This window comes from Nesterenkonia sandarakina, assembly GCF_003003175.1.
Lineage (GTDB): Bacteria > Actinomycetota > Actinomycetes > Actinomycetales > Micrococcaceae > Nesterenkonia > Nesterenkonia sandarakina_A.
Map to the genome: position 1 here is coordinate 39281 of NZ_PVTY01000006.1, position 24898 is coordinate 64178.

General features: G+C 68.7%; 24 protein-coding genes. 8 read left to right on the forward strand and 16 right to left on the reverse strand.

What is annotated here, in order from left to right; genetic code table 11:
• Positions 1-45 precede the first annotated feature (45 nt).
• Positions 46-1128 (forward strand): MinD/ParA family ATP-binding protein, encoded by a 1083-nt coding sequence (locus tag BCL67_RS06170; RefSeq protein ID WP_258174797.1) that lies wholly within the window; start codon positions 46-48, stop codon positions 1126-1128.
• 86 nt (positions 1129-1214) lie between these two features.
• Here BCL67_RS06170 and madM read toward each other — a convergent pair whose 3' ends face one another.
• The 3 genes from madM to BCL67_RS06185 are packed head-to-tail and all read right to left on the reverse strand — an operon-like array spanning position 1215 to position 5373.
• Positions 1215-1976, reverse strand: coding sequence for a malonate transporter subunit MadM (gene madM, locus BCL67_RS06175; protein WP_106122587.1), 762 nt, complete (start codon positions 1974-1976; stop codon positions 1215-1217).
• Between the two features lies 1 nt (position 1977).
• Positions 1978-2379, reverse strand: coding sequence for a malonate transporter subunit MadL (gene madL / locus BCL67_RS06180; protein WP_106122588.1), 402 nt, complete (start codon positions 2377-2379; stop codon positions 1978-1980).
• A 42-nt stretch (positions 2380-2421) separates the two neighbouring features.
• Positions 2422-5373 carry an AMP-binding protein gene (locus BCL67_RS06185; RefSeq protein WP_106122589.1) on the reverse strand — a complete coding sequence of 984 codons (2952 nt, stop codon included), beginning with the start codon at positions 5371-5373 and terminating at the stop codon, positions 2422-2424.
• Between the two features lie 115 nt (positions 5374-5488).
• Here BCL67_RS06185 and BCL67_RS06190 point away from each other — a divergent pair, with 115 nt between their 5' ends.
• Entirely contained in the window at positions 5489-6181 is a 693-nt protein-coding gene (locus BCL67_RS06190; protein ID WP_106122590.1) for a GntR family transcriptional regulator, read from the forward strand.
• Positions 6182-6191: 10 nt separating this feature from the next.
• Positions 6192-7040, forward strand: coding sequence for an IclR family transcriptional regulator domain-containing protein (locus BCL67_RS06195; RefSeq protein ID WP_106122591.1), 849 nt, complete (start codon positions 6192-6194; stop codon positions 7038-7040).
• 40 nt (positions 7041-7080) lie between these two features.
• On the opposite strand, the gene BCL67_RS06200 is transcribed toward BCL67_RS06195, so the two are convergent.
• The 4 genes from BCL67_RS06200 to BCL67_RS06215 are packed head-to-tail and all read right to left on the reverse strand — an operon-like array spanning position 7081 to position 10557.
• Complete coding sequence (locus BCL67_RS06200) at positions 7081-7446, reverse strand: hypothetical protein (RefSeq protein ID WP_106122592.1); 366 nt, start codon at positions 7444-7446, stop codon at positions 7081-7083.
• Complete coding sequence (locus BCL67_RS06205) at positions 7443-8414, reverse strand: DODA-type extradiol aromatic ring-opening family dioxygenase (RefSeq protein ID WP_106122593.1); 972 nt, start codon at positions 8412-8414, stop codon at positions 7443-7445. The genes BCL67_RS06200 and BCL67_RS06205 overlap by 4 nt, the downstream gene beginning before the upstream one ends.
• Positions 8415-8416: 2 nt before the next feature.
• Positions 8417-9313, reverse strand: a complete 897-nt coding sequence (locus tag BCL67_RS06210) for a citryl-CoA lyase (RefSeq protein WP_106122594.1) — start codon at positions 9311-9313, stop codon at positions 8417-8419.
• Entirely contained in the window at positions 9310-10557 is a 1248-nt protein-coding gene (locus tag BCL67_RS06215; RefSeq protein ID WP_106122595.1) for a CaiB/BaiF CoA transferase family protein, read from the reverse strand. Before BCL67_RS06215 ends, BCL67_RS06210 begins: the two co-directional genes overlap by 4 nt.
• Before the next feature lie 252 nt (positions 10558-10809).
• Between BCL67_RS06215 and BCL67_RS06220 the strand changes: the two genes are divergently transcribed.
• Entirely contained in the window at positions 10810-12300 is a 1491-nt protein-coding gene (locus tag BCL67_RS06220) for an amidohydrolase family protein (protein WP_106122596.1), read from the forward strand.
• A 126-nt stretch (positions 12301-12426) separates the two neighbouring features.
• Here the strand turns inward: BCL67_RS06220 and BCL67_RS06225 are convergent, their stop codons facing one another.
• Positions 12427-12942 carry a DoxX family membrane protein gene (locus BCL67_RS06225; RefSeq protein WP_106122597.1) on the reverse strand — a complete coding sequence of 172 codons (516 nt, stop codon included), beginning with the start codon at positions 12940-12942 and terminating at the stop codon, positions 12427-12429.
• Positions 12943-13095: 153 nt separating this feature from the next.
• Here BCL67_RS06225 and BCL67_RS06230 point away from each other — a divergent pair, with 153 nt between their 5' ends.
• Both BCL67_RS06230 and BCL67_RS06235 read left to right on the forward strand, forming a co-directional pair.
• Positions 13096-13467 carry a cory-CC-star protein gene (locus BCL67_RS06230; RefSeq protein ID WP_308737974.1) on the forward strand — a complete coding sequence of 124 codons (372 nt, stop codon included), beginning with the start codon at positions 13096-13098 and terminating at the stop codon, positions 13465-13467.
• 15 nt (positions 13468-13482) lie between these two features.
• Positions 13483-14463, forward strand: coding sequence for an ArsA family ATPase (locus BCL67_RS06235; RefSeq protein WP_106122598.1), 981 nt, complete (start codon positions 13483-13485; stop codon positions 14461-14463).
• A gap of 48 nt (positions 14464-14511) precedes the next feature.
• Here the strand turns inward: BCL67_RS06235 and BCL67_RS06240 are convergent, their stop codons facing one another.
• From BCL67_RS06240 to BCL67_RS06255, 4 genes are all read right to left on the reverse strand, one after another.
• Positions 14512-14859 carry an alpha/beta hydrolase gene (locus tag BCL67_RS06240; protein WP_106122599.1) on the reverse strand — a complete coding sequence of 116 codons (348 nt, stop codon included), beginning with the start codon at positions 14857-14859 and terminating at the stop codon, positions 14512-14514.
• Between the two features lie 307 nt (positions 14860-15166).
• Entirely contained in the window at positions 15167-16126 is a 960-nt protein-coding gene (locus BCL67_RS06245; protein WP_106122600.1) for a VOC family protein, read from the reverse strand.
• Between the two features lie 34 nt (positions 16127-16160).
• On the reverse strand, positions 16161-17252 hold the full coding sequence (locus tag BCL67_RS06250) for a maleylacetate reductase (protein ID WP_106122601.1): 1092 nt from the start codon (positions 17250-17252) through the stop codon (positions 16161-16163).
• A gap of 260 nt (positions 17253-17512) precedes the next feature.
• Positions 17513-18892 (reverse strand): sugar porter family MFS transporter, encoded by a 1380-nt coding sequence (locus tag BCL67_RS06255; protein ID WP_106122602.1) that lies wholly within the window; start codon positions 18890-18892, stop codon positions 17513-17515.
• 101 nt (positions 18893-18993) lie between these two features.
• On the opposite strand from BCL67_RS06255, the gene BCL67_RS06260 reads away from it, so the two are divergent.
• The gene (locus tag BCL67_RS06260) at positions 18994-19458 is read left to right on the forward strand and encodes a GNAT family N-acetyltransferase (RefSeq protein ID WP_106122603.1); all 465 of its coding nucleotides are present in this window, start codon (positions 18994-18996) and stop codon (positions 19456-19458) included.
• Between the two features lie 33 nt (positions 19459-19491).
• Here the strand turns inward: BCL67_RS06260 and BCL67_RS06265 are convergent, their stop codons facing one another.
• The 4 genes from BCL67_RS06265 to BCL67_RS06280 all read right to left on the reverse strand — a co-directional run bounded on the left by BCL67_RS06265 (position 19492) and on the right by BCL67_RS06280 (position 23549).
• Complete coding sequence (locus BCL67_RS06265; protein ID WP_106122604.1) at positions 19492-20658, reverse strand: acyl-CoA dehydrogenase family protein; 1167 nt, start codon at positions 20656-20658, stop codon at positions 19492-19494.
• Between the two features lie 127 nt (positions 20659-20785).
• Positions 20786-21700 carry an HpcH/HpaI aldolase/citrate lyase family protein gene (locus BCL67_RS06270; protein WP_106122605.1) on the reverse strand — a complete coding sequence of 305 codons (915 nt, stop codon included), beginning with the start codon at positions 21698-21700 and terminating at the stop codon, positions 20786-20788.
• A 77-nt stretch (positions 21701-21777) separates the two neighbouring features.
• A complete protein-coding gene (locus BCL67_RS06275; protein WP_106122606.1) occupies positions 21778-22737 on the reverse strand; it encodes an electron transfer flavoprotein subunit alpha/FixB family protein in 960 nt (319 codons plus the stop codon).
• Positions 22734-23549 (reverse strand): electron transfer flavoprotein subunit beta/FixA family protein, encoded by an 816-nt coding sequence (locus BCL67_RS06280; RefSeq protein ID WP_258174799.1) that lies wholly within the window; start codon positions 23547-23549, stop codon positions 22734-22736. Before BCL67_RS06280 ends, BCL67_RS06275 begins: the two co-directional genes overlap by 4 nt.
• A 309-nt stretch (positions 23550-23858) precedes the next feature.
• Here BCL67_RS06280 and BCL67_RS06285 point away from each other — a divergent pair, with 309 nt between their 5' ends.
• Positions 23859-24842: a sunset domain-containing protein gene (locus BCL67_RS06285; RefSeq protein ID WP_106122607.1), complete on the forward strand. Its 984-nt coding sequence runs from the start codon at positions 23859-23861 to the stop codon at positions 24840-24842.
• The last annotated feature ends 56 nt before the right edge of the window (positions 24843-24898 follow it).

The following is a 24898-nucleotide window of genomic DNA, read 5'->3' on the forward strand; positions in this document are numbered from 1 at the left end:
GGCAGGGACTCCTCAGGCGTCTCATCCTTCAACGGGAGGGTTCACATGTCCCCGAGTCCAGACGAGCCACAGCGGCCGGTCGAGCTGATGCGTCCAGCCGAGGCGACGCCTCTGACGCAGAACCAGCGCCGCGGCGACGCGCCGAGTCCGGCCGAGCAGCCCGGAGACGAGCCCAGGGAGCTTCGGACCCGGGCCGAACGACGGCGTCTGGCCGATGCGGGGCGACCCTTCATCTCTGTCGCACCGGAGCGGCCGCAGGGAGGTCTGCGCCGGTTCCTCTATACGGCGACCGGTGGAGTGATCAACATCGGACCCAGCCAGAAGGAGCTGCAGGAGCAGGAGCTGATCGAACGGATCTCCCGTCCCCTGCAGGGCAGCCACACCACCGCTGTGCTCTCCCTCAAGGGAGGGATCGGTAAGACCTCCACCACGGTGGGGATCGGCATGGCCCTGGCTCAGCATCGCGGCGACATCCCCTGCGCCATCGACGCCAACCCCGATTCCGGGGACCTGGTCGAGCGCGCCCTCGGCGAGCGGGCGATCCAGGCGCATCAGCCGCCGAGCATCACCGACCTGCTCAAGCAGCTCGGACAGGTCGATTCGCTGACCGCGCTGCAGGGCTACCTGCAGCAGGCCGGGCGGCTGCACGTGCTGGCCGGGGAACAGGATCCGGCCCTCTCCGACAGCCTCACCGCCGAGGAGTGGCGTCGGATCCATGCGGAGTTCGCCAAGTATTACTCGGTGATCGTCACCGACTGCGGCACCGGGGTCACCCACAACGCCATGAAGGGGATCCTGCACACCGCCGACAACATCGTGATCGCCGCCGGCTTCGCGGTCTCCGGGGCCCAGCGCGCGCTGCAGACGCTGAACTGGCTGGCCAATCACGGCTATGAGCGGCTGGCCCGGGAATCCATCGTGGTGATCACGGACAAGGAGCGCGTCTCGGACCGGGTGGACAAGCAGGCCATCCAGGAGAGTCTGCGCGGCTACTGCGGCAAGCTGGTGGTGGTGCCCTTCGACCGCGCCGTGGTGGACGGGGACCGGATCAACCTGGACATGCTCCAGGAGGAGACCCGCCGGGCGTATATGAACATCGCCGCCGCCATGGTGGACGGGTACAAGTAGTCCCCGCAGCACGACGACGGCGGCCGCCCACCTGTGCAGAGGTGAACAGCCGCCGTCGTCGTCGTGGGCTTGGTTGACTCCGCCGCTCAGCCGAAGAGGCCGACCAGGGCGAAGTAGAAGACCGAGGGGCCGAGCAGGCAGCCCAGGCCGGTGTAGAAGGTCGCGGTCATCGCTCCGTAGGGGACCAGGCGCTTGTCCGTGGCGGCGAGTCCGCCGGCGACCCCGGAGGTGGTGCCCATCAGTCCGCCGTACGCCATGGCTGACTTCGGGTTGTTCAGACCGATGAAGGGGGCGATCAGCGGGGTACAGACCATGACCACCACCGCCTTGATCAGCCCGGCGGCCACCGAGAGCGCGATCACCTCTGAGCTGGCCCCGATCGCGGTGCCGGTGACCGGTCCCACGATGTAGGTCGCGGCGCCGGCGCCGATGGTGGCCATCGATTCCGGGTCGGTGTAGCCGAAGGCGGCGGCCACGGCGGCGCCCACCACGAAGGAGACCACGATGCCCGCGATGAGCGCGACCACACCGGCGGCACCCGCCTTCTTGATCTCTTGGAGGTCCACGCCGTAGGCGGTGGCGACGATCGCGAAGTCGCGCAGCATCGCGCCACCCATCAGGCCCAGGCCGCTGAAGATGGCGATGTCGGCCAGGCCGGCCTCGCCGCCGGTGTTGATGCCGCCGAAGTAGGCCAGCACCAGGCCGAGCATGATGGCGATGGCGGAGCCCTGCAGGCGGCCCCGGGTCAGCGTCTTGGACAGCCAGCCCGAGATCATCATCAGCGCACCGACCACCACGAAGGCGAAGAGCAGGCCGTTGCGTTCGAGCACATCAGCAATGATGTCCATCTCAGGCCTCCGCCTTCTCTTCTTCGGTCATCGCGGGCAGCGGTTCAGACTGTCCGCCGATGCGGGCGATCACCGGGACCAGGGCGGCGCCTGCGGCGAGTGCCCCGAGACCGGCGATCGCGGCCATGGGCCCGCCGCCGATCGCTTCGGCCACGTTCTGCGTGGAGGCCATCGCGATCACGATCGGGATGTACAGGGCGGACCAGAACAGCACCCCCTGTTCGGTCGGCTTCGGGAACAGGCCCCGTTTGCGCAGCCGGTCGGTGGCCACGACGAGCAGGATCATCGCGAAGCCCACCCCGCCGACATTGGCGTCGACGCCGACGGCGACCCCGAGCACATCTCCGATCAACATTCCTACGAGCATGCACAGCGCCAGCGCTGCGACTCCATAGAGAACCATCGTCTACTCCTGACTTGGAATGAAAGTGTCTTGAGCGAGCATTCAGCTGCTGAAGAGATCTGTGTACTGCTTGCGCAGCTCGGCCTTCTGGACCTTGCCCATCACGTTGCGCGGCAGCGCGTCCACGAAGCGCACGGCCCGGGGCTGCTTGAAGCGGGCCAGCTCTCCGGCGAGCGCCTGCAGGATCCTGGTCTCATCGGGAGCGTCGCCGCCGGCGGGGACCACCACGGCCACCAGGCCCTCGCCCAGATCCGGGTGCGGGACGCCGATCACGGCGGATTCGAAGACCCCGGGGTGAACATCGATGAGCCCCTCGACCTCTTTGGGGTAGATGTTGAAGCCTCCGGAGATCACCAGGTCCTTGTCGCGGCCCACGATGCTCAGGTAGCCCTGGTCATCGATCACTCCGAGATCCCCGGTGATGAAGAAGCCGTCCTCGCGGAACTCCTCGGCGGTCTTCTCCGGCATGTTCCAGTAGCCGGCGAACACGTTGGCGCCGCGGACCTCGATGATGCCGACCTCGCCCTGGGGCAGCGTCGCCTGGCTCTCCCGATCCACGATCCGCACCTCCACGCCGGGCAGCGGATGTCCCACGGTGCCGGGACGGCGCGGTCCCCCGCGGTAGGGGTTGGAGGTGTTCATCCCGGTCTCGGTCATCCCGTAGCGCTCCAGGATGGCGTGGCCGGTGCGGGCCTCGAAGGCCTCGTGGTCGCTGGCCAGCAGCGGCGCCGAGCCGGAGACGAAGAGCCGGATCCCGGCGCAGGCCTCGACGCTGAGCCGCTCGGTGCCCAGCAGCCGGGTGTAGAAGGTGGGCACCCCCATCAGCACGGTGGCTTCAGGCATGGCGTCGAGCACGGCGTCGGGATCGAATCTGGGCAGCCAGATCATGGAGGCGCCGGCGACCAGGGTCATGTTGACCGCGACGAAGAGCCCGTGGATGTGGAAGATCGGCAGCGCGTGGATCAGCACGTCCTCGCTCGTGTACTCCCAGGACGTCAGCAGTGAGGCGCAGTTCGCGGCCAGGTTCCCCGTCGTCAGCACCGCACCCTTGGACCGGCCGGTGGTCCCGGAGGTGTAGAGGATGGCGCCGGGGTCCGTGGGACGCAGCTGGGCGATCTCAGTGTGTTCCAGCTCGGCGGCGAGCAGCGTGCCCTCGCCGGAGGCGCCGAGGGTCTCGACGACGATGCCGTCCCGGCCGCGCTTGACGTGTGCGGCGGCCTGGCTCGGGTCACAGACGAGCACCCGCGGGGCGGCGTCGGACATGAAGTAGTCCATCTCCGACCCGGTGTAGGCGGTGTTCAGCGGCAGATACACCCCGCCGACCTGAAGGGTGGCGAGGTAGAGCGCGATGACCTCGGGGGACTTCTCCACCTGCGCGGCCACCCGGTCGCCGGGGACGACGCCGTCGCCGATCAGCTTCGATGCGATCCGCCGCGAGGTGTGGAGCACCTGCGCGTAGCTGAGCCTGCGCCCGTCGGGAAGATGGAACAGCGGCTTCTCAGGGTGCGCCTGTGTCTGCTGGATGAAGCCTTGGTAGATGCCCTCGGTGTGGTTGTCCACTGGCGCGGTTCCCTTCTCGCTGCGGATGTCTGCTGTGCTGCCGATGTCGGCGGTGTCTGCTGTGCTGTTGGCGTCTGGACTGTTGGTGTCTGGGCTGCGGGCTGCGCCGGCGGGAAGCAGGTCCGAGACCTGGCCGCCCAGCGCGATGACCCCGTGCCGGACGTAGTCCTCGTGGCGCCGCTCCACCAGGGCGGGGTCGTAGCGGTAGTTGATCATCGCGCCGTAGGACTGGTCCCACATGTAGTCCGCTCCGCTGGCCGGCCAGTGCAGCTGCCAGGCGGTGGCCCCGTTTCCCAGATGGAAGCGCGCCACCGGATCCAGCGGCTGACCGTCAGCGCGGCGCTCGACGGCGACGTAGCGGGCCACGGCCGAGCAGAGTCGGGAGCGCAGCTCCGCGGTCCCGATCTGCTCGGTCCCGATCTGCGCCGGGCCGCGCAGCTCCGTGAGGTCGATGTGCAGTGCGGCGAGTTCAGGGGATGCCGCGGTGCGGGCCTGTTCGCGCAGCCAGCGTCGAAACCCGGGGATCGGGGAGAGCGTGACGAAGTTCGCCAGATGCGGCAGCTCGGTGGAGACCTGATCGATGACCTGTTTGATGAGCAGGCTTCCGAAGGAGATGCCCGCCAGACCGTCCAGGGAGTTGTTGATCGAATACAGCACTGCGGTGTCGGCCTTGGCCGGGGGCAGCGCCTCGGTGGCGCTGAGCAGGGGTTCGATCGCCCCGGGGATGCCCTTCACCAGCGCCACCTCGACGAAGATCAGCGGGAGGTCCCCGGTGGCGGGGTGGAAGAACGCGTAGCAGGTGCGGTCCCTGGGCCGCAGGCGACGCTTGAGATCGTTCAGGTCCCGCATGGGATGGACCTTCTCGTAGCGCAGCAGATGATTCTTCATCTCCCGGGAGGCGTCCCAACCGACCTGTTCCATGCGCAGGAACCCGCGGTTGAACCAGGAGCTCAGCAGGTGCCGGAAGTCCCGGTCCAAGGGGGCCAGATCGGTGTGGTCTCGCATCGCCTGGCGCAGATCAGCGCGCATGTTGACCAGGTGCAGCGTGCCGTCGGGGGCATGGTTGAGCCGCCGCAGCAGCGCCTGGCGTCGTGGCTCGCTGGCGTCGAAGAGGTCCGCCAGCTCGGCCTGTCCTTCGCTGGCTTCCCACGTGGCGTAGGCCCGGCGCAGCTCGTCGCGCTCCACGGCGTAGGCGTGGAGCATATGTGCGAAGAACTCGATGCGCGACTGATCGTCAAGCTCGCGGTAGGTGGCCAGTGCCCGCTCCGCCACGGCCCGCATGGAGGCCTCGCCCAGGTCTCCCATCAAGACCGCACAGGCGGCGGTGAGCTGATCAAGCGCTGCGGGCTCGTGGCTGTCGATGCCAGGGTGGGCCTTGTGTCCGCCGAGGCTGCGCAGCAGGTCGGCGAGGAGCCAGCCTTGAGTAGTCGCCATGATCCCTCCCTCAGTGTATATCAGTGGCTGTGATGTATATAACAGGGACTATAGGGTATAAACGTGATCCACGCCACACTATGCGGCTGGCGATATGCTCGTGACAGGAGGTGTCATGGTCAGAGTCCCGGAATCCCAGCGCGTGCGCGACGCGCTGGAGAACGCCATCGTCGATGGACAGTACGGTCCCGGCGAGCGGCTGGACCCTGCCAAGCTGCAGCAAGAGTTCGGGTGCTCGCGCACCCCGGTGCGGGAGGCGCTGCAGGCCCTGGAGCGCTCCGGCCTGGTGCGCATCCGCCCCAAGCAGGGCACCTACGTCACCGAGCTGAGCCTGCCCGAGCTCGCCGAGCGCTTCGAGCTGATGGCTGAGCTCGAAGGCATGGCCGCCCGACTGGCCTCCCGGCACATCGAGCGCGAGGCCCTGGCGGAACTCGGCCAGGCCCTGAAAGAATGTGAGCGCTTCGAAGCTCAAGGGGATGCCGATGGCTACTACTACGCCAACGCCTGGTTCCACGGGATCATCTATGACTCCTGCGGCAACGGCTATCTGCAGCAGCAGGCGCACCACCTGCGCCGCGTGCTGCAGCCCTACCGGCGACTCCAGCTTCGCGCTCCCGACCGGATGCGCCGCTCCCTGGCCGAGCACCGCGCGATCGTGAACGCGATCAGCGCCGGAGCGGGCGAGACCGCAGAGAACACCGCACGCGATCACGTCCTGGTGCAGGTCAAGGAGTTCAGCCAGCTCGTCCGGACCTGGACCAGACTGCGCGAAGCCCGCGTCGACCAGCCCCAGACCCAGCTCCACTGAAAGGAACCAGATGTCACCGGAGCGAAGTCCCGAATTCATCGAGGCCATCTCACGCGGATTGTCCGTCATCACGGCGTTCACTCCCGAGTACCCCAGTCTGACCCTGAGCCAGGTGGCCAAGGCCACCGATCTCGCCCGACCCACCGCGCGACGGATCCTGATGACGCTCCAAGAGCTGGAGTACGTGCGCGCAGACAAGGGCCTCTTCGCGCTGACCCCCCGAGTGATGGAGCTGGGCATGGCCTATGTGGGTTCGCTCGGACTCTGGGATGTGGCGAAGCCGCACCTCGAGGCGCTGGTGAGCCATACCCACGAGTCTGCCTCGATGGCCCAGCTGGACGGCCCGGACATCGTCTATGTCGCCCGCGTCGCGGTGCCGAAGCTGATCGGGCTGCGGGTCGACATCGGGACCCGCTTCCCGGCGCCCCCCACCTCGCAGGGCAAGGTGCTGCTGGCCGACATGGAACGCCGCGAGATCCTGCAGCGACTCTCCGACCCCTCACGCTCCTCGGTGATCCCGGTCGTGCAGTGGGACCAGAAGTCGTTCCTCGAGGAGCTGGACCGGGTGAAGCAGCAGGGCTATGCGCTGGCCGATGAAGAGCTGGCCCGCGGAATCCGCTCGATCGCCGTGCCGGTCCGGGACTCCCATGGCCGGGTGCTCGCCTCGATGAACACCACCGTGCATGCGGCCGAGACCAGCGTGGAAGCCCTGCTGACGAAGCACCTGCCGCCCCTGCGCGAGGCCGCCGACGCGGTCACCGAGGACTGGACCCGCTGGCAGTCACTGCCCAGCCACGTCCGGGAGCGGGACGCCGCCGACGTCGGACGCATCCCGCTGCTGGCCTCACCGGAGGACTAGCGCGCAAGACCCGACTGCCGGCTGAGCCGGCCCGAACGGTTCACATGGCGACGGAGGGGTAGTCCCGTCCGGTCCAGTGGCCCAGCTTCTGCGCCATCTCGGTCTGGAACGCCAGCGGACCCTTTTCGGCGGCATACTCCTCGTCGAAGAGCGCGATGAACAGGGTGAGGTTCAGGAAGAAGTGGGCACCGTGCTCGAAGAGCCACACATAGTCATGGGTGGCCAGAGCTTCGCGCTCCTCAGCGGTGAACTCGAGCCAGCTGGTCTGCTCCACCGGGTTCAGCCAGCCCCCGACCTCCTTCTCCCAGCGGTCCACCGTGGCCCGAGGGTCCTCGCGGTAACTGGCCACCCATTCGGGATCCCGGTCGATCGTGTAGAGGAACTTGTTGACGTAGTACTTGCTCATGCTTGCTCCTGGGTCACACGGAACTTCTCCCAGGCCGGATCAGAGGCGTAGATCGGCCCGGTGCTGGCATTCGCGGTCGCGGCCGCGCGGGCGGCGGCGTCGAGCTGTTCCTGGGTCTTGTTCGGGTACCAGGTCATGTACATCTCCCGGGTGTGGAACAGGTCCAGGTGATCGACGTAGTCGGCGTGGACGCCGGGCCCGGCGATGCCCATCATCAGCAGCAGGTCCATGAAGCCGTGCGTGGCGTTGCCGGCCCCGGCCATGGACTCGTGGGTGACGTTGTCCAGGATCGCGTCGATGTTGCCGGTGGAGAGCCATTCGATGGCATCGGCGTCGAACAGCGGATCGGGGCCGTGCTCGCCGAACTGGCGCGGCCCGCCGAGCTCCAGCGAGAGATGCCCGGTGCCGATCGCGGCGACCTTCTTGTCGCTGGGGAAGCTGTCGATGATCTCCCGGATCGCGCGTCCCACAGCGTAGAACCGGCGCGGTGAGGGCAGCGGGGGAACAAAGATGTTCGTGTAGATCGGCACGATCGGCAGATCTGCGTCGGGCCGGACCGTGATGATCGGGCAGATGATGGAGTGATCGATCTTCAGCTCGTGACTGACCGAGAAGTCGAAGTCCTTGCCCAGCAGCTCCTCATGCATGTACCGGGAGAGCTCGATGTCGCCGGCCAGGGTGTACTTCGGGATCCCGAACTCGCGCTCCTCGTTGTAGAACGTCGCGTCGTAGGTCTCCTGCTTGCCGATCAGGAACTGCGGATAGTTGTCCAGCCAGAGCTGGTGGAAGTGATCCGCCCCGACCATCACCAGGATGTCGGGCTCCGCGGCGGTGAGCGTCTCGCGGTAGGCCTCCACCTTGCGCTGCCAGTCGGCGGCATAGGGCGGTCGCTGATCTTCCGGGGAGGTGGTGGCCTTGTAGTAGAACGGGTGGTGGGTGCTCGCAAGCACCGCGGTCAGCTCTGCCATGCTCAGCTCTGCCTCTCCTGATCGGTATGGCCACTCTGGTCGGTATGGCCGCTCTGGTCAGACTCATGGGACGCATCGGTGCCTGCGGGCTCCGGGGCCAGGGGAACGAACCTCGCATTCCGGTCCACGTGCATATAGATGTCATTGGCGATCGGGTTGCGCCGCTCCTCCGCGATCTGTCCCAGCAGCCCGGCAGTCCGGGCGAGCAGGGCGAAGCCGCGCAGGAAGTCCACCGGGAGCCCCAGGTCGGCCAGGGCCGCTCCGCAGACCCCGGCGCCGTTGAGCGGAAGCTTCCTTCCCAGCACCTCTTCGCTGACCCGACCCATGGCCTCGAACAGGCGCAGGTGCTCCCCCCGGGTGCCGCCCTCCTCAGCGATCTGGATCAGCCGTGGCGTGCGCGGGTCACCCTGCTTGTGCACCGGATGGCCCAGACCGGGAACGATCTGCTTCGCTGCTCGCGCCCGGGTGATCGCCTCACGCGCCAGCGCGTCATAGTCCGCGTCGGTGCTGCGCTCGCCGTCGTCGGCCTCGAGCACCTGATGCAGGAACCTGCCGGTGTCCTCGGTGACCCCGAGGAAGCGGGACCCCCCGCCGAGCAGGCCCGCGGCGATGGCGCCCTGGATGGACTCCGGGGCGGAGAGGTAGGTCAGCCGGGCGGCGATCGCGGTGGGGGTGAACCCGTGGTCGGCCAGTGCGACCAGCACCGCCTCGAAGGTCCGCAGCTCACCGGGGGTGGGTCGGCGGGTGGCGGTCATCCAGAAGGCCAGCTCGGCGAATCCGACCTTGCCCATCAGATCCTCAGCGAGGGACTGCCCCATGAGGCTGATCTCCTCGGTGGTGGAGGTCCCCAGCGAGGTGGGGTAGCTCGGCGTCTGTTCCTCGGGCTGCGCGGCGCTCATCGCTGGGTCCTCTCGTCGTGTCCGGACTCGGCCTGCTTCAGCCATGCCTTGATCTCCTCGGTGTGCTCCCCCAGCTCCGGCGGAGCCAGCTCATAGCGCGGGGTCATGGTGTTGAAGGTCAGCGGGTGCCGGACGCCGGGGACGGCGTTCTCCCCGCTGCCGACCTGGACCACCGGCTCCAGTCCCAGCGCCTCGGCGTACTCGACACCCTGCTTGATGGTGTTGATCGGGCCGCAGGGCACGCCGACGTCGTTGAGCTTCTCGAAGAGCTCCTGGGCGGTGTGCTTCGCCAGCTCCGCCTCCAGGATCGGGCGCAGCTCGTCGCGGCGGTCGGTGCGGTCCCCGACGTCGGCGAAGCGCTCGTCCTGCGCGATCTCCGGGATCCCCAGCACCGTGCACAGCCTGCTGAACTGGGTGTTGTTTCCGGCTGCGATGATCACGTCGTCATCGGCGGTGGGCATGGCCTCATACGGGTAGAGCGAGGGGTGGGCGTTGCCCATCCGCATCGGGGTGGTGCCGCCGCCGACGTAGGCGTGGGTCTGGTTCACCAGCCCGGACATGGCCGAGGCCATCAGGGACGCCTGGACGTGGGTGCCGTCGCCGGTGTGGTCGCGCTGGCGCAGCGCGGCGAGGATGCCGATGGTCGAATGCAGCCCGGCCATCACGTCGAACACGCTGATCCCCGCCCGGTAGGGCGGACCGTCCGGGGAGCCGGTGAGGCTCATCAACCCCGACATCGCCTGCACGATCAGGTCGTAGCCGGGGTACTTCGCACCCTCTCCCTCGGTGCCGAAGCCGGTGATGGAGGAGTAGATGACGCTGGGGTTGGTCTTCGCCACCGCATCGTAGTCCAGTCCGAACTTCTTGAGTCCTCCGGGCTTGAAGTTCTCGATGACGACGTCGGCGCGGCGCGCCAGCTGCTGGGCGGCGGCGAGGTCCTCGGCGTCCTTGAAGTCCAGCACGATCGACTTCTTGTTGCGGTTGATCGAGGCGTAGTAGGTGGAGACGCCGTCGGGCCGCCGGGGCGGCACCCAGGTCCGGGTGTCGTCACCGCCGGTGCCCTCGACCTTGATCACCTCGGCACCGAGGTCTGCCAGCAGCATGGTGGCGTAGGGGCCGGCGAGCACCCGGGAGAAGTCCGCGATCAGGACGCCTTCCAGCGGCAGACCGCCGCTCGCGGGTGCACCTGCCTCGCTTCCGGACTGCGCGGCGGCGCCGGTCTCATGGGGACTGCTCTGGCTCATCACGGAGTCCTCTTTCTACGATTCCCGCACCGGCGCGCTTCACCCCGATGCGTCGTCATGCGGACAGTCGTCCGCGTAGCTCGTGATCAGTTTCACACCGTGGATGCGCGGGCGTCAACCCCGCGTGCATCCGGTGGTGAATTCTAGAATGAACCTCGAGAGATCGCCGTCACGAAGTAATCGGACTCTTGTCCACTGTGCGAACGCACGCTATCGTGAGGTCCATCACAGAGATCTTCACAGGAGGCTGACATGAGTTCTGACGCCGCATCCAACGGCACCGGCGCGCCCGTTCTGTTCAAGAACGGGATCGTGCTGACCATGGACAAGCAGCACAGCGTCTTGACCCGGGGCGATGTCCTGGTGGTGGATGACACCATCGCGGCCATCGGTCCGGATCTTCAAGCGCCCGAGCACGCCCGGGTGATCGACGCTGAGGGCGGGATGATCACCCCCGGGTTCATCGACACACATCGGCACATGTGGCAGACCGCCATGCGCGGCTACGGCGCCGACTGGACGCTGACCCAGTACTTCGTCTGGAACTACCTCGAGCACGGCAGGAAGTTCCGTCCCGAGGACATCTATGCGGGCAACCTGCTCTCCGCCGTGGAGGCCATCGACTCCGGCGTCACCACCTCGGTGGACTGGTCCCACGGGCTCTCCACCGTGGACCACGCCGACGCCGCCGTGGATGCGCTCGAAGAGGTCGCCGGCCGCTTCGTCTTCGCCTACGGCAACATCCACGCCGGGCCCTGGGAGTGGTCCGCCTCGCCGGAGTTCCGCGACTTCGTGGACCGCCGGATCCCGCGCGCCGATGGTCAGCTGGGCGACGACATGCTCGGCTTCCAGATGGCCTTCGACGTCACCGGCGACCCGGAGTTCCCGGAGAAGAAGGCCTTCGAGGTCGCCCGGGACCTGGGAGTGGGCGTCACCACCCACGCCGGCGTCTGGGGCGCGACCAACGACGACGGCATCCGGCTCATGCACGAGCACGGGTTCATGAACGAGAAGACCGTGTACGTCCACGCGGCCACCTTGAACCAGGACTCCTATCAGCGGATCGCCGCCACCGGAGGCGCCGCCTCGGTCTCGGCGGAGTCCGAGTCCAGCTGCGGCCAGGGCTATCCGTCCTCCTGGCAGCTGCGCAAGCACGGGATCCCGGTCTCCCTCTCGGTGGACACCTCGGTCTGGTGGAGCGCGGATCCGTTCGCGGCGATGCGGTCCACGCTGAGCTCAGACCGGGCGCGGGAGCACTTCGAGCATCACGCCACCGGCGAGACCTGCACCAATCTGGGCCTGCGCGCGGATCAGGTGGTCGGCTGGGCCACTCATGGCGGTGCTGAGGCGCTGGGGATGGAGAAGTCCATCGGCTCCCTCGAAGTCGGCAAGAAGGCTGACATCGTGCTGATCAAGAACGACGACTCCCCGGCGATGTTCCCGATCCTGAACCCGCACGGCCACGTGGTCTTCCAGGCCCAGCGCGGGGATGTGCACACCGTGATGGTCAACGGCCGGATCGTGAAGCACGAGCACAAGCTGGTGGATGTGGACATGGCCAAGGTCCGGCGGACCGTGGAGGCCACCGTGGAGCACATCACCTCGGAGCTGGGGCAGCAGGAGTGGGACGCCGGCATGAGCCCGGACGTCCCGGAGACCAAGATCCTGGACAACCCCTATACCTACACCGACTACCGCACGGACACGACTCATTCCGCGCAGGGGCGGGGCCCTGACGCCTGAGCCAGCAGAACACCTGCACGTGATCCCTCGCACCGGTCACGTGCAGGGAAGCACTGAGGCTGCGCTCGAGGGGAGCGCAGCCCCAGTCGTCTGCCGCCAGGCCGAAGGCTGGATCTGCTCCGACGCTCAGCGGGCCGACCGGCGGACCACCAGGGCGAAGGGCACCGCCGCCGCCAGCGCCGCGAGCACGATGAGGACCCCGACCCAGGCCGCGGGCTCATGGATCAGCGTGCTCCACGCCGCCCCGGAGAACTGCGCGTCGAGCGCATAGGCTCCGGCGCCGGTGAAGCCCAGCACGGCGGCGGCGGCCGCGAGCACGTAGGGATACTCCCCGCCTCCGGCGATGTTCCAGAACTTCCCGGAGTTCAGCTGCATGGTGACTCCGGCCACCACCATGGTTCCGGCCGCGAGCAGCGCTCCGACCGGAGTGAGCAGCCCCAGCAGCAGCAGGGTCGCGGCGATCAGCTCCGAGAGCCCCGCCGCGAGGACCATTCCTCGCCCCGGGCGCAGCCCCAGCGAGGCGAAGATCTCCCCCTGGCGGCGCAGTCCGTTGCCGCCGAACCAGCCCGCGAGCTTCTGGCTGGCGTGGGTGAAGAGGATCAGCGCCAGCACCAGGCGCAGCAGCAGCAGACCGATGTCCATGATCACCTTTCAAGATGCGGACGTGTGTCCGTTTAGGACCAGTGTCGTCCGACAACCCGGCTTCGTCAAGGACTCCAGCGCGTCGCGGCCGGCCTCGCGTAACATGAGGTGCCTCACACGAGATGGCCCGCTCCTGCGGGGAAGGGGGACACCGTGACAAGCTCATCTGGGCGTGATCCGCACGCCGATGGCCCTCGATCCGGTGGACCCGGTGCCCGCGGCGCCGGTGCTCTCGGCTCCAGCGGCGGTGACCTTGGACCCGGCGAGCCGGCGAGCCTGTGGCGACGGTTCAACGCCGGACTCCATGAGTTCTACGTCGCCCCGTATCGACGCGTCTTCGCCCGCGCCAAGCGCGACGAGGAAGACCTGTTCATGATGCTGGTGCTCTCCGAGGCGCTGGGCCTGCCGAATCCCGCCTCCGGGATGACGCTGGAGCTGCTGCCCGAGATGCTGGACCGGATGCATGAATGGCACACCCGACAGGGGTTGGAGCACTCCCCGATGGACGGACTCGGCTGCTGCTGAAAGGACGCTGCACGCATGTTGCTGGATCTGATTGAACGACGCCGGGTGCTCTTCCTCGGCGGCAAGGGCGGAGTCGGCAAGACCGCCACCGCCTCGGCCGTGGCGCTGCATCAGGCGGCCGCCGGTCGCCGGGTGCTGCTGGTCTCCACGGACCCCGCGCACAATCTGGGCCATCTGTGGGACCAGGGTGTGGGCGATGACCCGGTGGAGCTCTACCGCGACGAGGTCTCCGGCGGGGTGCTGCGCGGGGTGGAGATCGACCCGCAGCGCACCATCGACGAGCACCTGGCCGAGGTCGGAGCCACGCTGCGGGACTTCATGCCCGCTCACCTGCACCCGCAGGTAGCGGCGCATCTGAAGCTCTCCGCCCACTCCCCGGGCACCCATGAGTCCGCGATCCTGGAACGGATCGCCGTGCTCATCGAATACGGCCTCGACTCCCATGACCTGATCGTGTTCGACACCGCCCCCTCGGGCCACACCGCCCGGCTGATGGCGCTGCCCGAGATCATGTCCACCTGGATGTCGGGGCTGCTGACCCGACGCAGCAAGGCCGAGCGGTTCGGGGCGGCCGTGCGGGTCCTCGACGGCGACGACGATCCCGCGAAGACCTCCCCGACCAACCGCGATCAGCGGATCCGGCAGGTGCTGACCCGCCGGAAGGCGCGCTTCGAGATGATGCGCCAGGTCCTCGCCGACTCAGCGGTCTGCAGCTTCGTGGTGGTGCTGACCCCGGAGCGGCTCCCGGTCCTGGAATCCGTGGAGCTCTGCGCCCAGCTGCGCGAGGCCGGCGTCGACGTCGGCGGCCTGGTGGTCAACCGGCTCTCCCCCACCGACGCCGGCGACTATCTGGCCCAGCGCAGACAGCAGGAGCAGCGCCACCTCGACTCGCTCACCGAGCTTCTTCCCGGGGTGCCGGTGGACACGCTGCCGCTGCTCACCGGGGACCTGGTGGGTCCGGCCGCGATCCGGCGCCTGGCCCGCGAGCTGCGCTGAGGTCCGCCGGCGACCCAGTCCCGAGGGCGGCTCAGCCCCGAACGCGGCTCAGTCCCGGGACCTCCGGCTCAGATAGTGACGGATCCGGGCGGCGGCGTCGTCGGTGATGTGGTGCTCCTCGTCGCGGTAGACGCTCAGCGTGGTCACCCCGGCCAGCCCCTCGAATGCCGCGGCGGTGTCCTTCACCCGGTGCAGCGGCACCCAGGGGTCTTCGTCGGCGCAGAAGAGCTCCACCGCGAGTCCGCGCAGACCGGGAGAGGCGGTCGGGGCGAAGCTGCGCGGCCGCGGCCCGAGATATCCGCCGGTGTGCAGCACCGCGCCGTCCACGGCCGGCTGGATCGTGAGCAGATGCTCGGTCAGCAGACAGGCTCCCTGGGAGAATCCGAAGACCACCACCGGGGGGGCCGCCGGCGTCGCGCTCGCGGAGGAGGCCTGAGAGCTGACTGTGGATCACCCCCAGCGCCTGGTCCAGCTGCGGCTGGTTGGACTCGGGCGGCTCCATGAACTTCCCCGGATACCAGGAGTGCTCTGCCGGGCTCGGCAGCCACCAGCAGATCCCCTCCAGCGTCAAGCGTGCGGCGAGGTCGATGAAGAACTCGGGGCTCTGGGTGCGACCATGGACCCCGTACACCACCAGCCGCGCCTCCTCGGCGGCGGCGCCGTGGTGCACGAGGCCCATCTGGTCATGGGTCGGCACGGCGGATCAGTCGTCCACGCTCAACGGCTCGAGCTGGGACATGATGTGCTCGCGCTCGTGCTCGAACTGCGGGGGCAGCATGAACTTCCGGCCCAGCTCCTCGGGGGACTCGTCGCAGTCCCAGCCGCCGTCGGCGTGGGTCACCGCGAGCTCGAACAGGGCACCTCCGGGGGTGCGCACATAGTGGGACTTGAAGTAGGTGCGGTCCTTGAGCTCGGAGATGTCGGTGTAGCCGGCACCCTCGATCACGAACTTCGAGGCCTCCTGGTTCTCCAGGGTGTCGAAGTTCCAGGCGAAGTGATGATAGGTCCCTGCCCCGAAGCGCCAGGTGCCCTGCTCGTCGGTGCGATTGCCGCGCAGCTCCACCCAGTTCCCGAACTCATCGGAGCCGACCTTGAACCGGGCGACATCGCCGGCCTCGGCGATCTCACCGCCGAGGAAGAACACATCCTTGGCGAAGTCCACCATCCGGTCCTGGTCATAGACATGGATGCCCATGCCGTAGATCCCGTGCACCGCGTGCTCCGGCGGCACCCCGTGTCCGGGGTGACCCACCCGGGGGTCCCCGTGCACTCCGACCAGGACATATTCCAGGCCGCAGGGGTGGTTGAACGCCAAACGCCGCTCACCGAAGAGCTCCGACTGCTGGTGTTCGATCTGCATCGAGCTCAGTCGCTGCGCCCAGAAGTCCAGGGACCCCGCGGGCACTGCGAGCATCACCTCGCGGGCCTGGTTGGTGCCCCGAGTGCCGAAGATCCCCTGCTGGGCCCAGGGGAAGGTGGTGACCACTGCGGAGGGGTCACCGTTGGCATTGGAGTAATACAGGTGATCGATCGGGATCGAGCCGTCGTAGAGCACGGTCTTCTTGATGAACCGCATGCCCAGGACCTTGGTGTGGAAGTCCACGTCCTCCTGGGCCTTGCCGACGGAGAGCGTCACGTGGTGGGAGCCGAGCAGGTAGGTCATGATGATGCCCTTCTGTGGAGGTGACTGCTGCGATCTATGACTGCTGGGGTCGTTCGGGCGATGCGGCCGGATCCGCTCCGGACCAGGCGGCGCGGATCAGCGCGGTCGCGTCTGCGGGGGTCATCCGGCGCGGGTTGCTGGCCGGGACGACGTCGAGGATCAGCTGCGCGGCGCGCTGAAGGTCCGCCTCCTTGAGTCCGTGGTCGCGCAGCGCCCGCGGGACGTCGATCTGGGTGCGCAGCCGGTCCAGGCCGATGATCGGCCCCTCGGCACCCAGCGCCGCGGCGATGCGCTCCCCCGCCTCCGGTGCGGCCGGCAGGTTGAAGGCCAGCACGTGGGGCAGCATCACGGCGTGGGTCTGCGCGTGCGGCAGCCCGAAGGCTCCGCCCAGCACGTGGCAGATCTTGTGGTGCAGGCCCGAGCCGGCGGAGGCGAAGGCCGTGGCGGCGAGATAGGCGCCGTACTGGAGCTGCTGGCTCGCCTCCAGGCTGTGGATCGACCCCTCGGCGAGCTGGGCCAGTCCCCGGCGCAGGGCCCGGATGGCTTCTTCAGCCCACAGACTGTTCAGCGGGTCCGCGCCCGGCGCCCAGAACGAGTCGATGCAGTGAGCCAGCGCGTTCATCCCGGAGGCGCCGGCCAGCTCGGCCGGGAGGTCCCGGACCAGCTCGGCGTCGTAGACCACGCTTCGAGGCAGGACCACATCATCGATCCCGGTGGCTTTGGCACCCGCCTCGGTGACGCCCCAGACATTGGTCGCCTCGGAGCCTGCATAGGTGGTGGGCACCGCGATGATCGGAGCCCGGGTCTTCAGCGCGACCGCCTTGCCGAGGCCGATGGCGGAGCCCCCGCCCACGCAGAGGATCAGATCCGCCCCGGCCTGGGTGGCGGCGTCGCAGGCGAGCTCCACATCCTCCACCGGGACGTGCTGCCGCGCGCCGTCGAGCCGGTGCGCGATGCGCAGGGTGGCATGCAGATCATCGGCGGCGGGCTCCGCGCTGCCTGAGGCGATGAGCAGGATCTCCTGGGCATCGAGCCGCTTCGCCTCGGTGCGCACATCCGTGGTCAGATTCCCGACGCCGAAGTGGACCCGCTGACCCAGCGTCTGGTGGCTGAAGCTCATGGTCATAGGGGTCTCTCCTCCCGCGCTGCGGCGGAGTCAGGACTGCAGGCGCGAGGACTGCGGGATCACCGGACAGTTGTCCGAGCGCCATTATGTGACGTGAACCACTAGGGCTGTCGAGGGTCCGCGGTCCAGCGCAGGAGGCAGTCCGGCGGGCGCAGCCGGTCTCCACCGGCTCGAATCCGTGCCGGCCCGGGGTCCGAGCCGGTGCAGAGCGGGTTCAGACCCGGTCGCGAGACGGGTTCAGACCAGCTCGCAAGACGGGTTCAGCCGGCGCGGCGGAACGCCGTCTCGATCTGCTCCAGGGTGCGTTCCTTGGTCTCTGGGACCTTCTTCCAGGTGAAGACGAACGCGGTGAAGCAGATGACCGAGAATCCGGCGAAGATCCAGCCCACGCCGAAGGCGGCGAGCGCCGTGGGGAAGAGCAGCGAGACCAGGCCGTTGGCCAGCCAGTGCGCGGTGGTCACCACGCCCATGGCGGCCGCGCGCACGCCCAGGGGGAAGATCTCCCCGAGCACCACCCAGACCAGGGCGCCCCAGCTGACCTGGAACATGAAGATGAACACGGCCAGGCAGGACAGGGTCGCGATGCCCAGCGCGCCGAGCCCGTCGGGGGCGGGCATGACCAGGTTCACCACGGCGAGCACCGCCAGCGCCAGCGAGGTGCCCAGGGCGCCCACCAGCAGCATCGGGCGGCGGCCCCAGCGGTCGGTGTAGGTGATCGCCACCCAGACCGCGGCGATGTTCAGCGCCCCGATGATCAGGTTGGAGCCGATCGCTCCCTCGTCGGAGAAGCCGACGTTCTGCAGCGTGGTGGGCGCGTAGTAGAGCACCGCGTTGATGCCCATCACCTGCTGATAGACGCCCAGGCCGAACCCCACCCCGAGGATCGAGAGCACCCAGGGGCGGCGCAGCGCGCGCAGACCTGAGACGCCGTCGCGCTTCTCCGCCTCGTGGACCTCGTGGATCTCATCGAGCTCGCGGCGGGCCTCCTCGGGGGTCCGGTCGCGCAGCAGCATCTGCTCTGCCTCGGCCTCCCGACCGCGGTGGACCAACCAGCGCGGGGTCTCGCGGACCACGGTCAGGCCCAGCGCGAAGAGCACCGAGGGCACCACCGAGAGTCCCAACATCCAGCGCCAGGACTCCATCGGGGCGAAGGCCACTCCGACCACGAACCCGAGGAACTGGCCGATCACGATCGCCAGGACATAGGAGGCGGTGACGCGTCCACGGATCCGTGCCGGAGCGATCTCGGAGAGGTACACCGGAAGGACGACGGCGGCCAGGCCGGTGCCGAGCCCGACCACGAGCCGGGCGGCGACGAGCACCTCGGCGTTGGGCGCGAAGGCCATGCCCAGCGGAGCGATGAGGAACAGCGCGGCGGTGACCAGCAGCACGGCCCGTCGACCGTATCGGTCGGAGAGCCGTCCGCCCAGGCAGGCCCCGATCGCGGCGCCGACCATCAGGCCGGTGACGATCGCGCCTTCGGCCCAGCTGCTGAGCTCGAAGTCTCGGCGCAGGAACACCAGCCCGGCGGAGATCACGCCAGTGTCATAGCCCCAGTTCAGTCCACCCAGTGCGCCGAAGAGGTAGATCAGAGTAGAGCCGCGGCCTGCTCGGGTGCCGGCGGGTGCTGCTGTGCTCATGCTGTTCCGTTCTCCTGCTGTGTCCCAGGCCCCAGGCGCTGGCCTGCGCATGGAACCTGATCAGACTAGTGCGTGGACTCACCGGTGGCAGAATATCGAGCATGCGCATCACCGAGGGGACCCTGGATCATCCTGTCGTGCAGGAGCTCATCCTCGAGCACCTGCGAGATATGCACGCGACCTCGCCCCCGGAGAGCATCCACGCCCTCGACCTGGACGCCCTGGCGGGACCGGGGATGACGTTCTGGAGCGCCTGGCTGGAGCCCGAGGAGGTGCTGGCCGGATGCGGCGCGCTCAAGGAGCTGGACCCGGCGCATGGGGAGATCAAGACCATGCGCACCTCGGTGGCGGCGCGCGGGCGCGGGGTGGCCAGCACGATGGTGGAACACCTGCTCAGCGTGGCGAGCGCCCGCGGCTACACCCGGCTGAGCCTGGAGACCGGGGTGGAGGACTACTTCGCCGCGGCGCGCCGGCTCTACCGGCGGCACGGGTTCACCGAATGCCCGCCCTTCGGGGCCTACGTCCCGGATCCCAACAGCGTGTTCATGACTCGGGTCCTGGGCTGAGCGGGGTGGCTGCAGCGTGGGGGAAGCGCAGCGTCAGCGCAGCTCTGCCGCGATCGTCTCTTTGAGGATCTCGCTGGTGCCGCCGAAGATCGTGAGCAGGCGCACCGCGAGGTAGGCCTGGGCGACCGGGTAGTCCAGGATGTAGCCGTAGCCGCCGTGCAGCTGCAGGCAGCTGTCCACTGACCCCTTGGCCTGCTCGCTGGCCCAGAGCTTCACCTTCGAGGCGGTGACCAGGTCCAGCTCTCCGGCGTTGAACTGCTCCACGGCCGCCGCGACATAGCGCTGGGTGGCCTCGAGTCCCGTCTGCAGCTGCGCGAGCTCGAACCGGGTGTTCTGGTATTCGTTGACGGGCTGCCCGAAGGTCTGCCGCTCCGCGACGTAGCCGAGTGTCTGGCGCAGCACCTCCGCGGTGATCGAGGCGGCCGAGGTGGCGATGCCGAGGCGTCCCTGCGGCAGGATCGCCTTGGCGTAGGCCAGCCCGCCGCCCTCCTCACCGATCAGGTTCGCTGCGGGGATCTGCACCCCCGCGAAGAACAGCTCAGCGGTGTCGGAGGCCTTGAGCCCCATCTTCTCCAGCTGACGTCCGGGCTGGTAGCCGGGGTTGTCCTGCTTCTCGACCAGGAAGAGGCTGAAGGAGCTCTCGGCGCCGCGCCGGCGGACGTCGGAGCCGTCGGTGCGGGCCAGGACCAGGGCGCCGTCACCGGAGATGCCGTTGCCGATGAAGGTCTTCTGCCCGTCGAGGGTCCAGCCGCCGTCGTCGTTCTTGACCGCCTTGGTGCGCACGGCACGCAGGTCGGACCCGGCCCCGGGCTCGGTGAAGGCGACCGAGGAGACGAAGGAGCCGTCCATGAAGCGCGGCAGCCAGGCCTGGTGCTGCGCGGTGGAACCGAACTTCAGCACCGCGGGGAGGACCCAGTCGTCGTGCAGGTGCAGCGCCAGGGCGACTCCGAGCGCGTCGGCGCGGGCGAGCTCCTCGTCGAGGATCATCCGGAACCGGTAGTCCCCGAGCCCCATGCCCCCGTGCTCCTCGTCCACGGCGAGCCCGAGCAGCCCGTTCTCCGCGGCGGCGAGCCACATCGAGCGGTCGATCATGTGGGCGTTGTCCCACGCCTGGTAGTGCGGAGTGACCTCGCGGGCGACGAACTCGCGCACCACCTCGCGGAACTCCTCGTGGATCTCGTCGTAGAAGCCGGCAAACATCGGGGGGGGGTGACCTTTCGGGAGATGCGGAGGCTGGTTCAGTACAGGTGTCGCTGCTGCGGCGGGCGGGGCTTCGGCGGGCGGGGCTGCGGCGCCAGAGCCAGGTTCAGCGGGCGTGCCGCCAGGTTCAGGCGACCCTGCCGATGGACTCGAAGCGGGTGAGGATGCGCTGGACCTGGATGATCACGGGCATGTCGATCATCTCACCGCGGAAGCTGAACGCGCCGGCCAGCTCCGGGTCGGCGCGATGCCCGGCGCCCGGGGCGAGCCCAGCGGTGTTCTCGAAGGCGGCGATGACGCCCTTGGCCCATTCCAGATCGGTCGCGGTGGGCGTGTAGGCCTTCCGGATCGAGTCGATCTGCTTGGGATGGATGCAGGCCTTCCCGATGAAGCCCGAGGCGCAGGCGTCCTCGGTCTCCACCGCGAGGCGCTTGAGGTCGGGGACGCGGGTGAACACCGCGTCGATGATGGGCACTCCCACGGCACCGGCGGTGAGCAGCAGCCGGTTGCGGGTGAACCGGATGATCTCGCGCTGCGAGCCGTCGTTGTTGCGCGAGGTGGTGCCGCCGATGCCGGCGATCAGGTCCTCGGTGCCCCACAGCAGGGCCGCGGTGGCCGGGTGCTGGGCCAGGGCCAGGTCGTTGAGCACCCCCACCGGGGTCTCGATCTGCGGGATCAGTCCGACGCCGGGCAGGGCGGCGGCGACCTGGTCGAGGATCTCGGTGCGCTCGGCCTTGGCGATCACCACGTAGCTGATCTCGGTCCCGGCGAGGGCGCGCAGGTCCTCCTCGAGCTCTCCGGAGGCCGGGGCGTTGACCCGCACCAGGGTCCGCGCCGGATCCATGGACTCGTCGCCCCAGTTCAGCGCCTGCACCATGTTGCTGCGAGCGATCTCCTTCTCCCCGGAGACCACCGCGTCCTCGAGGTCGATGATCACCGCGTCGGCCACGGCGGCGGCCTTGGCGAAGAGCTCGGGCCGGCTGGCCGGACAGAACAGCAGGGCGGGTCCCAGCCCGAAGCGGGCCTTGGTGGGGTGTGACATGTCTGTGCTCCGAGTGTGGTGGGCGTGCCGGCACCTGGGTGGGAGGGCCGGCTCTGAGGCGGGTCGCGCGAGCAGGGTCACCCCTTGCGTCGGCGCAGCTCCTCGATCATCTGCGGGATGACCTCGTGCAGGTCTCCCACCACGCCGAAGTCGGCGATCTCGAAGACCGGGGCGTCCTCGTCCTTGTTGATCGCCACGATGGTCCCGGCGGTCTGCATGCCGGCGCGCTGCTGGATCGCTCCGGAGATGCCGGCGGAGATGTAGAGCTGCGGGGAGACGGTGACCCCGGTCTGCCCCACCTGGGCGGCGTGTTCGATCCAGCCGGCGTCGGTGGCGGCGCGGGAGGCGCCCAGTCCGGCGCCGAGCTCGTCCGCCAGCTCCTCCAGGGGGGTGAAGTCTCCCTCCACGCCGCGGCCGCCGGCGACGACGACGCGCGCCTCGGCCAGGGCTGGGCGGGCGGAGACCTCCAGGGCGGTGCGTTCGAGGATCTCGACCCCGCCCACGGAGGGGCGCACCGGGAGCACGGTGCCGTCGGGGGCGTCGCCTGCCTCCAGGAGCGCGTCGACCCGCTCCGGGTCGAGGTTGTTCGGCTTGAACGTCGCGACCAGCGGCCGGCCCGGGGCGGGGATCAGCTGCGACATGGTGGTGTAGGAGCCGGCCAGCTCGGACTTCGTGGCGACGAGTTCACCGTTGAGCGCCGCGATGCCACAGATGATCCCGGTGTCGAGCCGCACGGCGAGCCGGGCCAGGGCGTCGGTGATGTCGGCGGTGGCGGAGCCCAGGATGATCTCGGCGCCGCATTCGGCGACGGCGGTCTCCAGCAGGTCCACCACGGCGACCTCGGGGGCGGGCAGGCTGGTCTCGGCGAGGTAGACCTCGCCGATGCCGCCGATCGCCAGCGCCGGGGTGGGGTCCCCTTCGTAGGCGCCGATGGCGACGTGGACCTCGCCCAGGGACTGCGCCTGGGCGATCAGCTCACGCTGGGCGGGGCTCAGCGCATCGCCGAGCACGTCGAAAAAGACCAGGACATTGCTCACAGCAGACGCTCCTTCGCCAGGAATTCGACGATCTTCAGACCGGCGTCCCCTTCGTCGGTGATGATCTCTCCCGCGGTGCGGGGTGGGCGCGCGGTGGTGGTCAGCACGCGGACCTTTGCGCTGACCTCTTCGGCGCGCAGCCCGATGTCGGCGAGGCTGAAGCGGGTCAGCGGCTTCTTCTTCGCCGCCATGATGGCCTTGAAGTTGGGGTAGCGCGGGTCGTTGGCCTGGTCGGTGACCGAGACGACGGCGGGCATGCGCACCGCGACCTTCTGCGACTCGGTGCCGCCGGAGCGGGTGACCACGAGACGCTCGGGCTCGAGCTCGAGGCTGGTGGCGTAGGTGACCACATGGGCCCCGAGGCGTTCGGCCAGCTGGGCGGGGATCGCGCCGGACTCGCCCTCCTCGGAGGCCATGCCGGTGAGCACCAGGTACTCCGGCTCGCCGGACTCGAACTCGCCGGCACCGGCCACGGCCTCGACGGCGGCCTTCAGCGCCACCGAACTGGCCCAGATGTCGGCGCCGATGAGGGCCTCATCGGTGAGCTGGTAGGCGTCGTCGGCGCCGATCTGCAGGGCCTTCTTCACGGCGGTGCTGGATCCGGCGGGGCCCATGGTCAGTGCGGTGACCCGCACCTCCCGGTCCTGCGCGGCCTCGCGCAGCTGCAGCGCGGCCTCCAGCGGGTATTCATCCAGTTCGCTCAGCACGCCCTCGGAGCGGTCGATGCGCCCCTCGGCGTTGTACCGGCGCTCGAGCTGGGCATCAGGGACCCATTTGACCAGGGTGATGATGTGCAGGGGTGCATTCACCATGCGGTGCTCCCGCCTCACTCTCGAAATGTGTGGAGTATCAGAGATGTTCCATGGTCGCATGAAACACGATTCCTGGCAGGGTCATGAAGCCCCACGACCCCGCCAGCAACCCCCACCCACCCCACCCTCCTGGGCAGTTGCATTATCCGGTTCCTACGTAGCTGCCGGAGAACTCAACTGCCCAGGAAAAGTTGTGGTCTGGATCGGGTGGAGATTGGCTTGTTTGACTATATGATCACTCTGTTCAGGAGTGGATCCTGGTGCCGCCCCGTCCCGCGCAGTGGACGCCTCACACTGGAGACGAATGCCATGGGGAACTCCCTGCATTGGCGGACCATCACCTCGGTCCTGACCACCACCGTATTGGCCGCCGCACTGCTCGGCGCCTCCGCACCACCGCCGGAGCCGACGACGCCGCCGCTGTCCCCTTCCGTGTTCAGCGCCCCTGCGCCGACCACGTCTGCTCCGGCAGCCGTCCAGCTGGCCAGCGCTCCGGCGTCGTCGGCGGTCTCGACCGGATCCGCCGCGGCTCCCGGCGTGGCGGTGACCTCCAGCCGCTCCACGGCGAAGACGCTCCGCGCCCCCACCCCGAGGATCTCCGGCGCCGCCGCCGTGGGCACCAGGCTCACCGCGTCGCCGGGCACCTGGACCAGCGGGACCTCGCTGAGCTACCGCTGGCATGCCGACGGCAAGGCGATCAGCGGCGGGTACCGCAGCACGTTCACACCGACCACGGCGCACCAGGGCAAGCGGATCACCGTGCAGGTCACCGGCAAGCGTGCAGGCTACGCGACGGCGTCGAAGACCTCGGCGGCCACGCTGAAGGTGGCCCGCTCCTCCGCACCGAAGATCAGCGGCTCCGCGACCACCGGGAAGACCCTCTCGGCCAGCGTCGGGACCTGGACCTGGGCGACGTCGTTCTCCTACCAGTGGCGGGCCAACGGCACCACGATCAAGGGAGCGACAAGCCGGACCTATAAGGTCGCCAGCGCCCACAAGGGCAAGCGGATCTCGGTGGTGGTCACCGGCAAGAAGTCCGGGCACACCACCGTGACCCGCACCTCGGCGACCACCGCGACGGTGAAGTCGCCGGCACCGGCGGCGAAGCCGACCCGGGTGAAGGTCACGTCCTCGTCGTTCAACTGCCCGAAGGGCTACCCGGTCAAGGGCAACGCGGACTCCGGGATCTACCACGTGCCCAGCGGGGCGTTCTACTCCCGGACCAAGCCCGAGGAGTGCTTCACCACCGCGGCGGCGGCCAAGAGCGCCGGCTACCGCGCGTCCAAGCGCTAGCCCACCCCACCTCCTGGGTGGTTGCGTTATCCGGTCGGAACGTCACCACCGGAGAA

What these genes read in the sequence shown, in the direction of transcription:
- BCL67_RS06200 (WP_106122592.1), bottom strand. Translation starts at nt 7,446, where the DNA reads ATGAGCAAGTACTACGTCAACAAGTTCCTCTACACGATCGACCGGGAT.
- BCL67_RS06215 (WP_106122595.1), bottom strand. Translation starts at nt 10,557, where the DNA reads ATGAGCCAGAGCAGTCCCCATGAGACCGGCGCCGCCGCGCAGTCCGGA.
- BCL67_RS06210 (WP_106122594.1), bottom strand. Translation starts at nt 9,313, where the DNA reads ATGAGCGCCGCGCAGCCCGAGGAACAGACGCCGAGCTACCCCACCTCG.
- BCL67_RS06285 (WP_106122607.1), top strand. Translation starts at nt 23,859, where the DNA reads ATGGGGAACTCCCTGCATTGGCGGACCATCACCTCGGTCCTGACCACC.
- BCL67_RS06220 (WP_106122596.1), top strand. Translation starts at nt 10,810, where the DNA reads ATGAGTTCTGACGCCGCATCCAACGGCACCGGCGCGCCCGTTCTGTTC.
- BCL67_RS06205 (WP_106122593.1), bottom strand. Translation starts at nt 8,414, where the DNA reads ATGGCAGAGCTGACCGCGGTGCTTGCGAGCACCCACCACCCGTTCTAC.
- madM (WP_106122587.1), bottom strand. Translation starts at nt 1,976, where the DNA reads ATGGACATCATTGCTGATGTGCTCGAACGCAACGGCCTGCTCTTCGCC.
- BCL67_RS06250 (WP_106122601.1), bottom strand. Translation starts at nt 17,252, where the DNA reads ATGACCATGAGCTTCAGCCACCAGACGCTGGGTCAGCGGGTCCACTTC.
- BCL67_RS06265 (WP_106122604.1), bottom strand. Translation starts at nt 20,658, where the DNA reads ATGTTTGCCGGCTTCTACGACGAGATCCACGAGGAGTTCCGCGAGGTG.
- BCL67_RS06190 (WP_106122590.1), top strand. Translation starts at nt 5,489, where the DNA reads ATGGTCAGAGTCCCGGAATCCCAGCGCGTGCGCGACGCGCTGGAGAAC.
- madL (WP_106122588.1), bottom strand. Translation starts at nt 2,379, where the DNA reads ATGGTTCTCTATGGAGTCGCAGCGCTGGCGCTGTGCATGCTCGTAGGA.
- BCL67_RS06270 (WP_106122605.1), bottom strand. Translation starts at nt 21,700, where the DNA reads ATGTCACACCCCACCAAGGCCCGCTTCGGGCTGGGACCCGCCCTGCTG.
- BCL67_RS06245 (WP_106122600.1), bottom strand. Translation starts at nt 16,126, where the DNA reads ATGACCTACCTGCTCGGCTCCCACCACGTGACGCTCTCCGTCGGCAAG.
- BCL67_RS06225 (WP_106122597.1), bottom strand. Translation starts at nt 12,942, where the DNA reads ATGGACATCGGTCTGCTGCTGCTGCGCCTGGTGCTGGCGCTGATCCTC.
- BCL67_RS06260 (WP_106122603.1), top strand. Translation starts at nt 18,994, where the DNA reads ATGCGCATCACCGAGGGGACCCTGGATCATCCTGTCGTGCAGGAGCTC.
- BCL67_RS06185 (WP_106122589.1), bottom strand. Translation starts at nt 5,373, where the DNA reads ATGGCGACTACTCAAGGCTGGCTCCTCGCCGACCTGCTGCGCAGCCTC.
- BCL67_RS06235 (WP_106122598.1), top strand. Translation starts at nt 13,483, where the DNA reads ATGTTGCTGGATCTGATTGAACGACGCCGGGTGCTCTTCCTCGGCGGC.
- BCL67_RS06170 (WP_258174797.1), top strand. Translation starts at nt 46, where the DNA reads ATGTCCCCGAGTCCAGACGAGCCACAGCGGCCGGTCGAGCTGATGCGT.
- BCL67_RS06280 (WP_258174799.1), bottom strand. Translation starts at nt 23,549, where the DNA reads ATGGTGAATGCACCCCTGCACATCATCACCCTGGTCAAATGGGTCCCT.
- BCL67_RS06195 (WP_106122591.1), top strand. Translation starts at nt 6,192, where the DNA reads ATGTCACCGGAGCGAAGTCCCGAATTCATCGAGGCCATCTCACGCGGA.
- BCL67_RS06255 (WP_106122602.1), bottom strand. Translation starts at nt 18,892, where the DNA reads ATGAGCACAGCAGCACCCGCCGGCACCCGAGCAGGCCGCGGCTCTACT.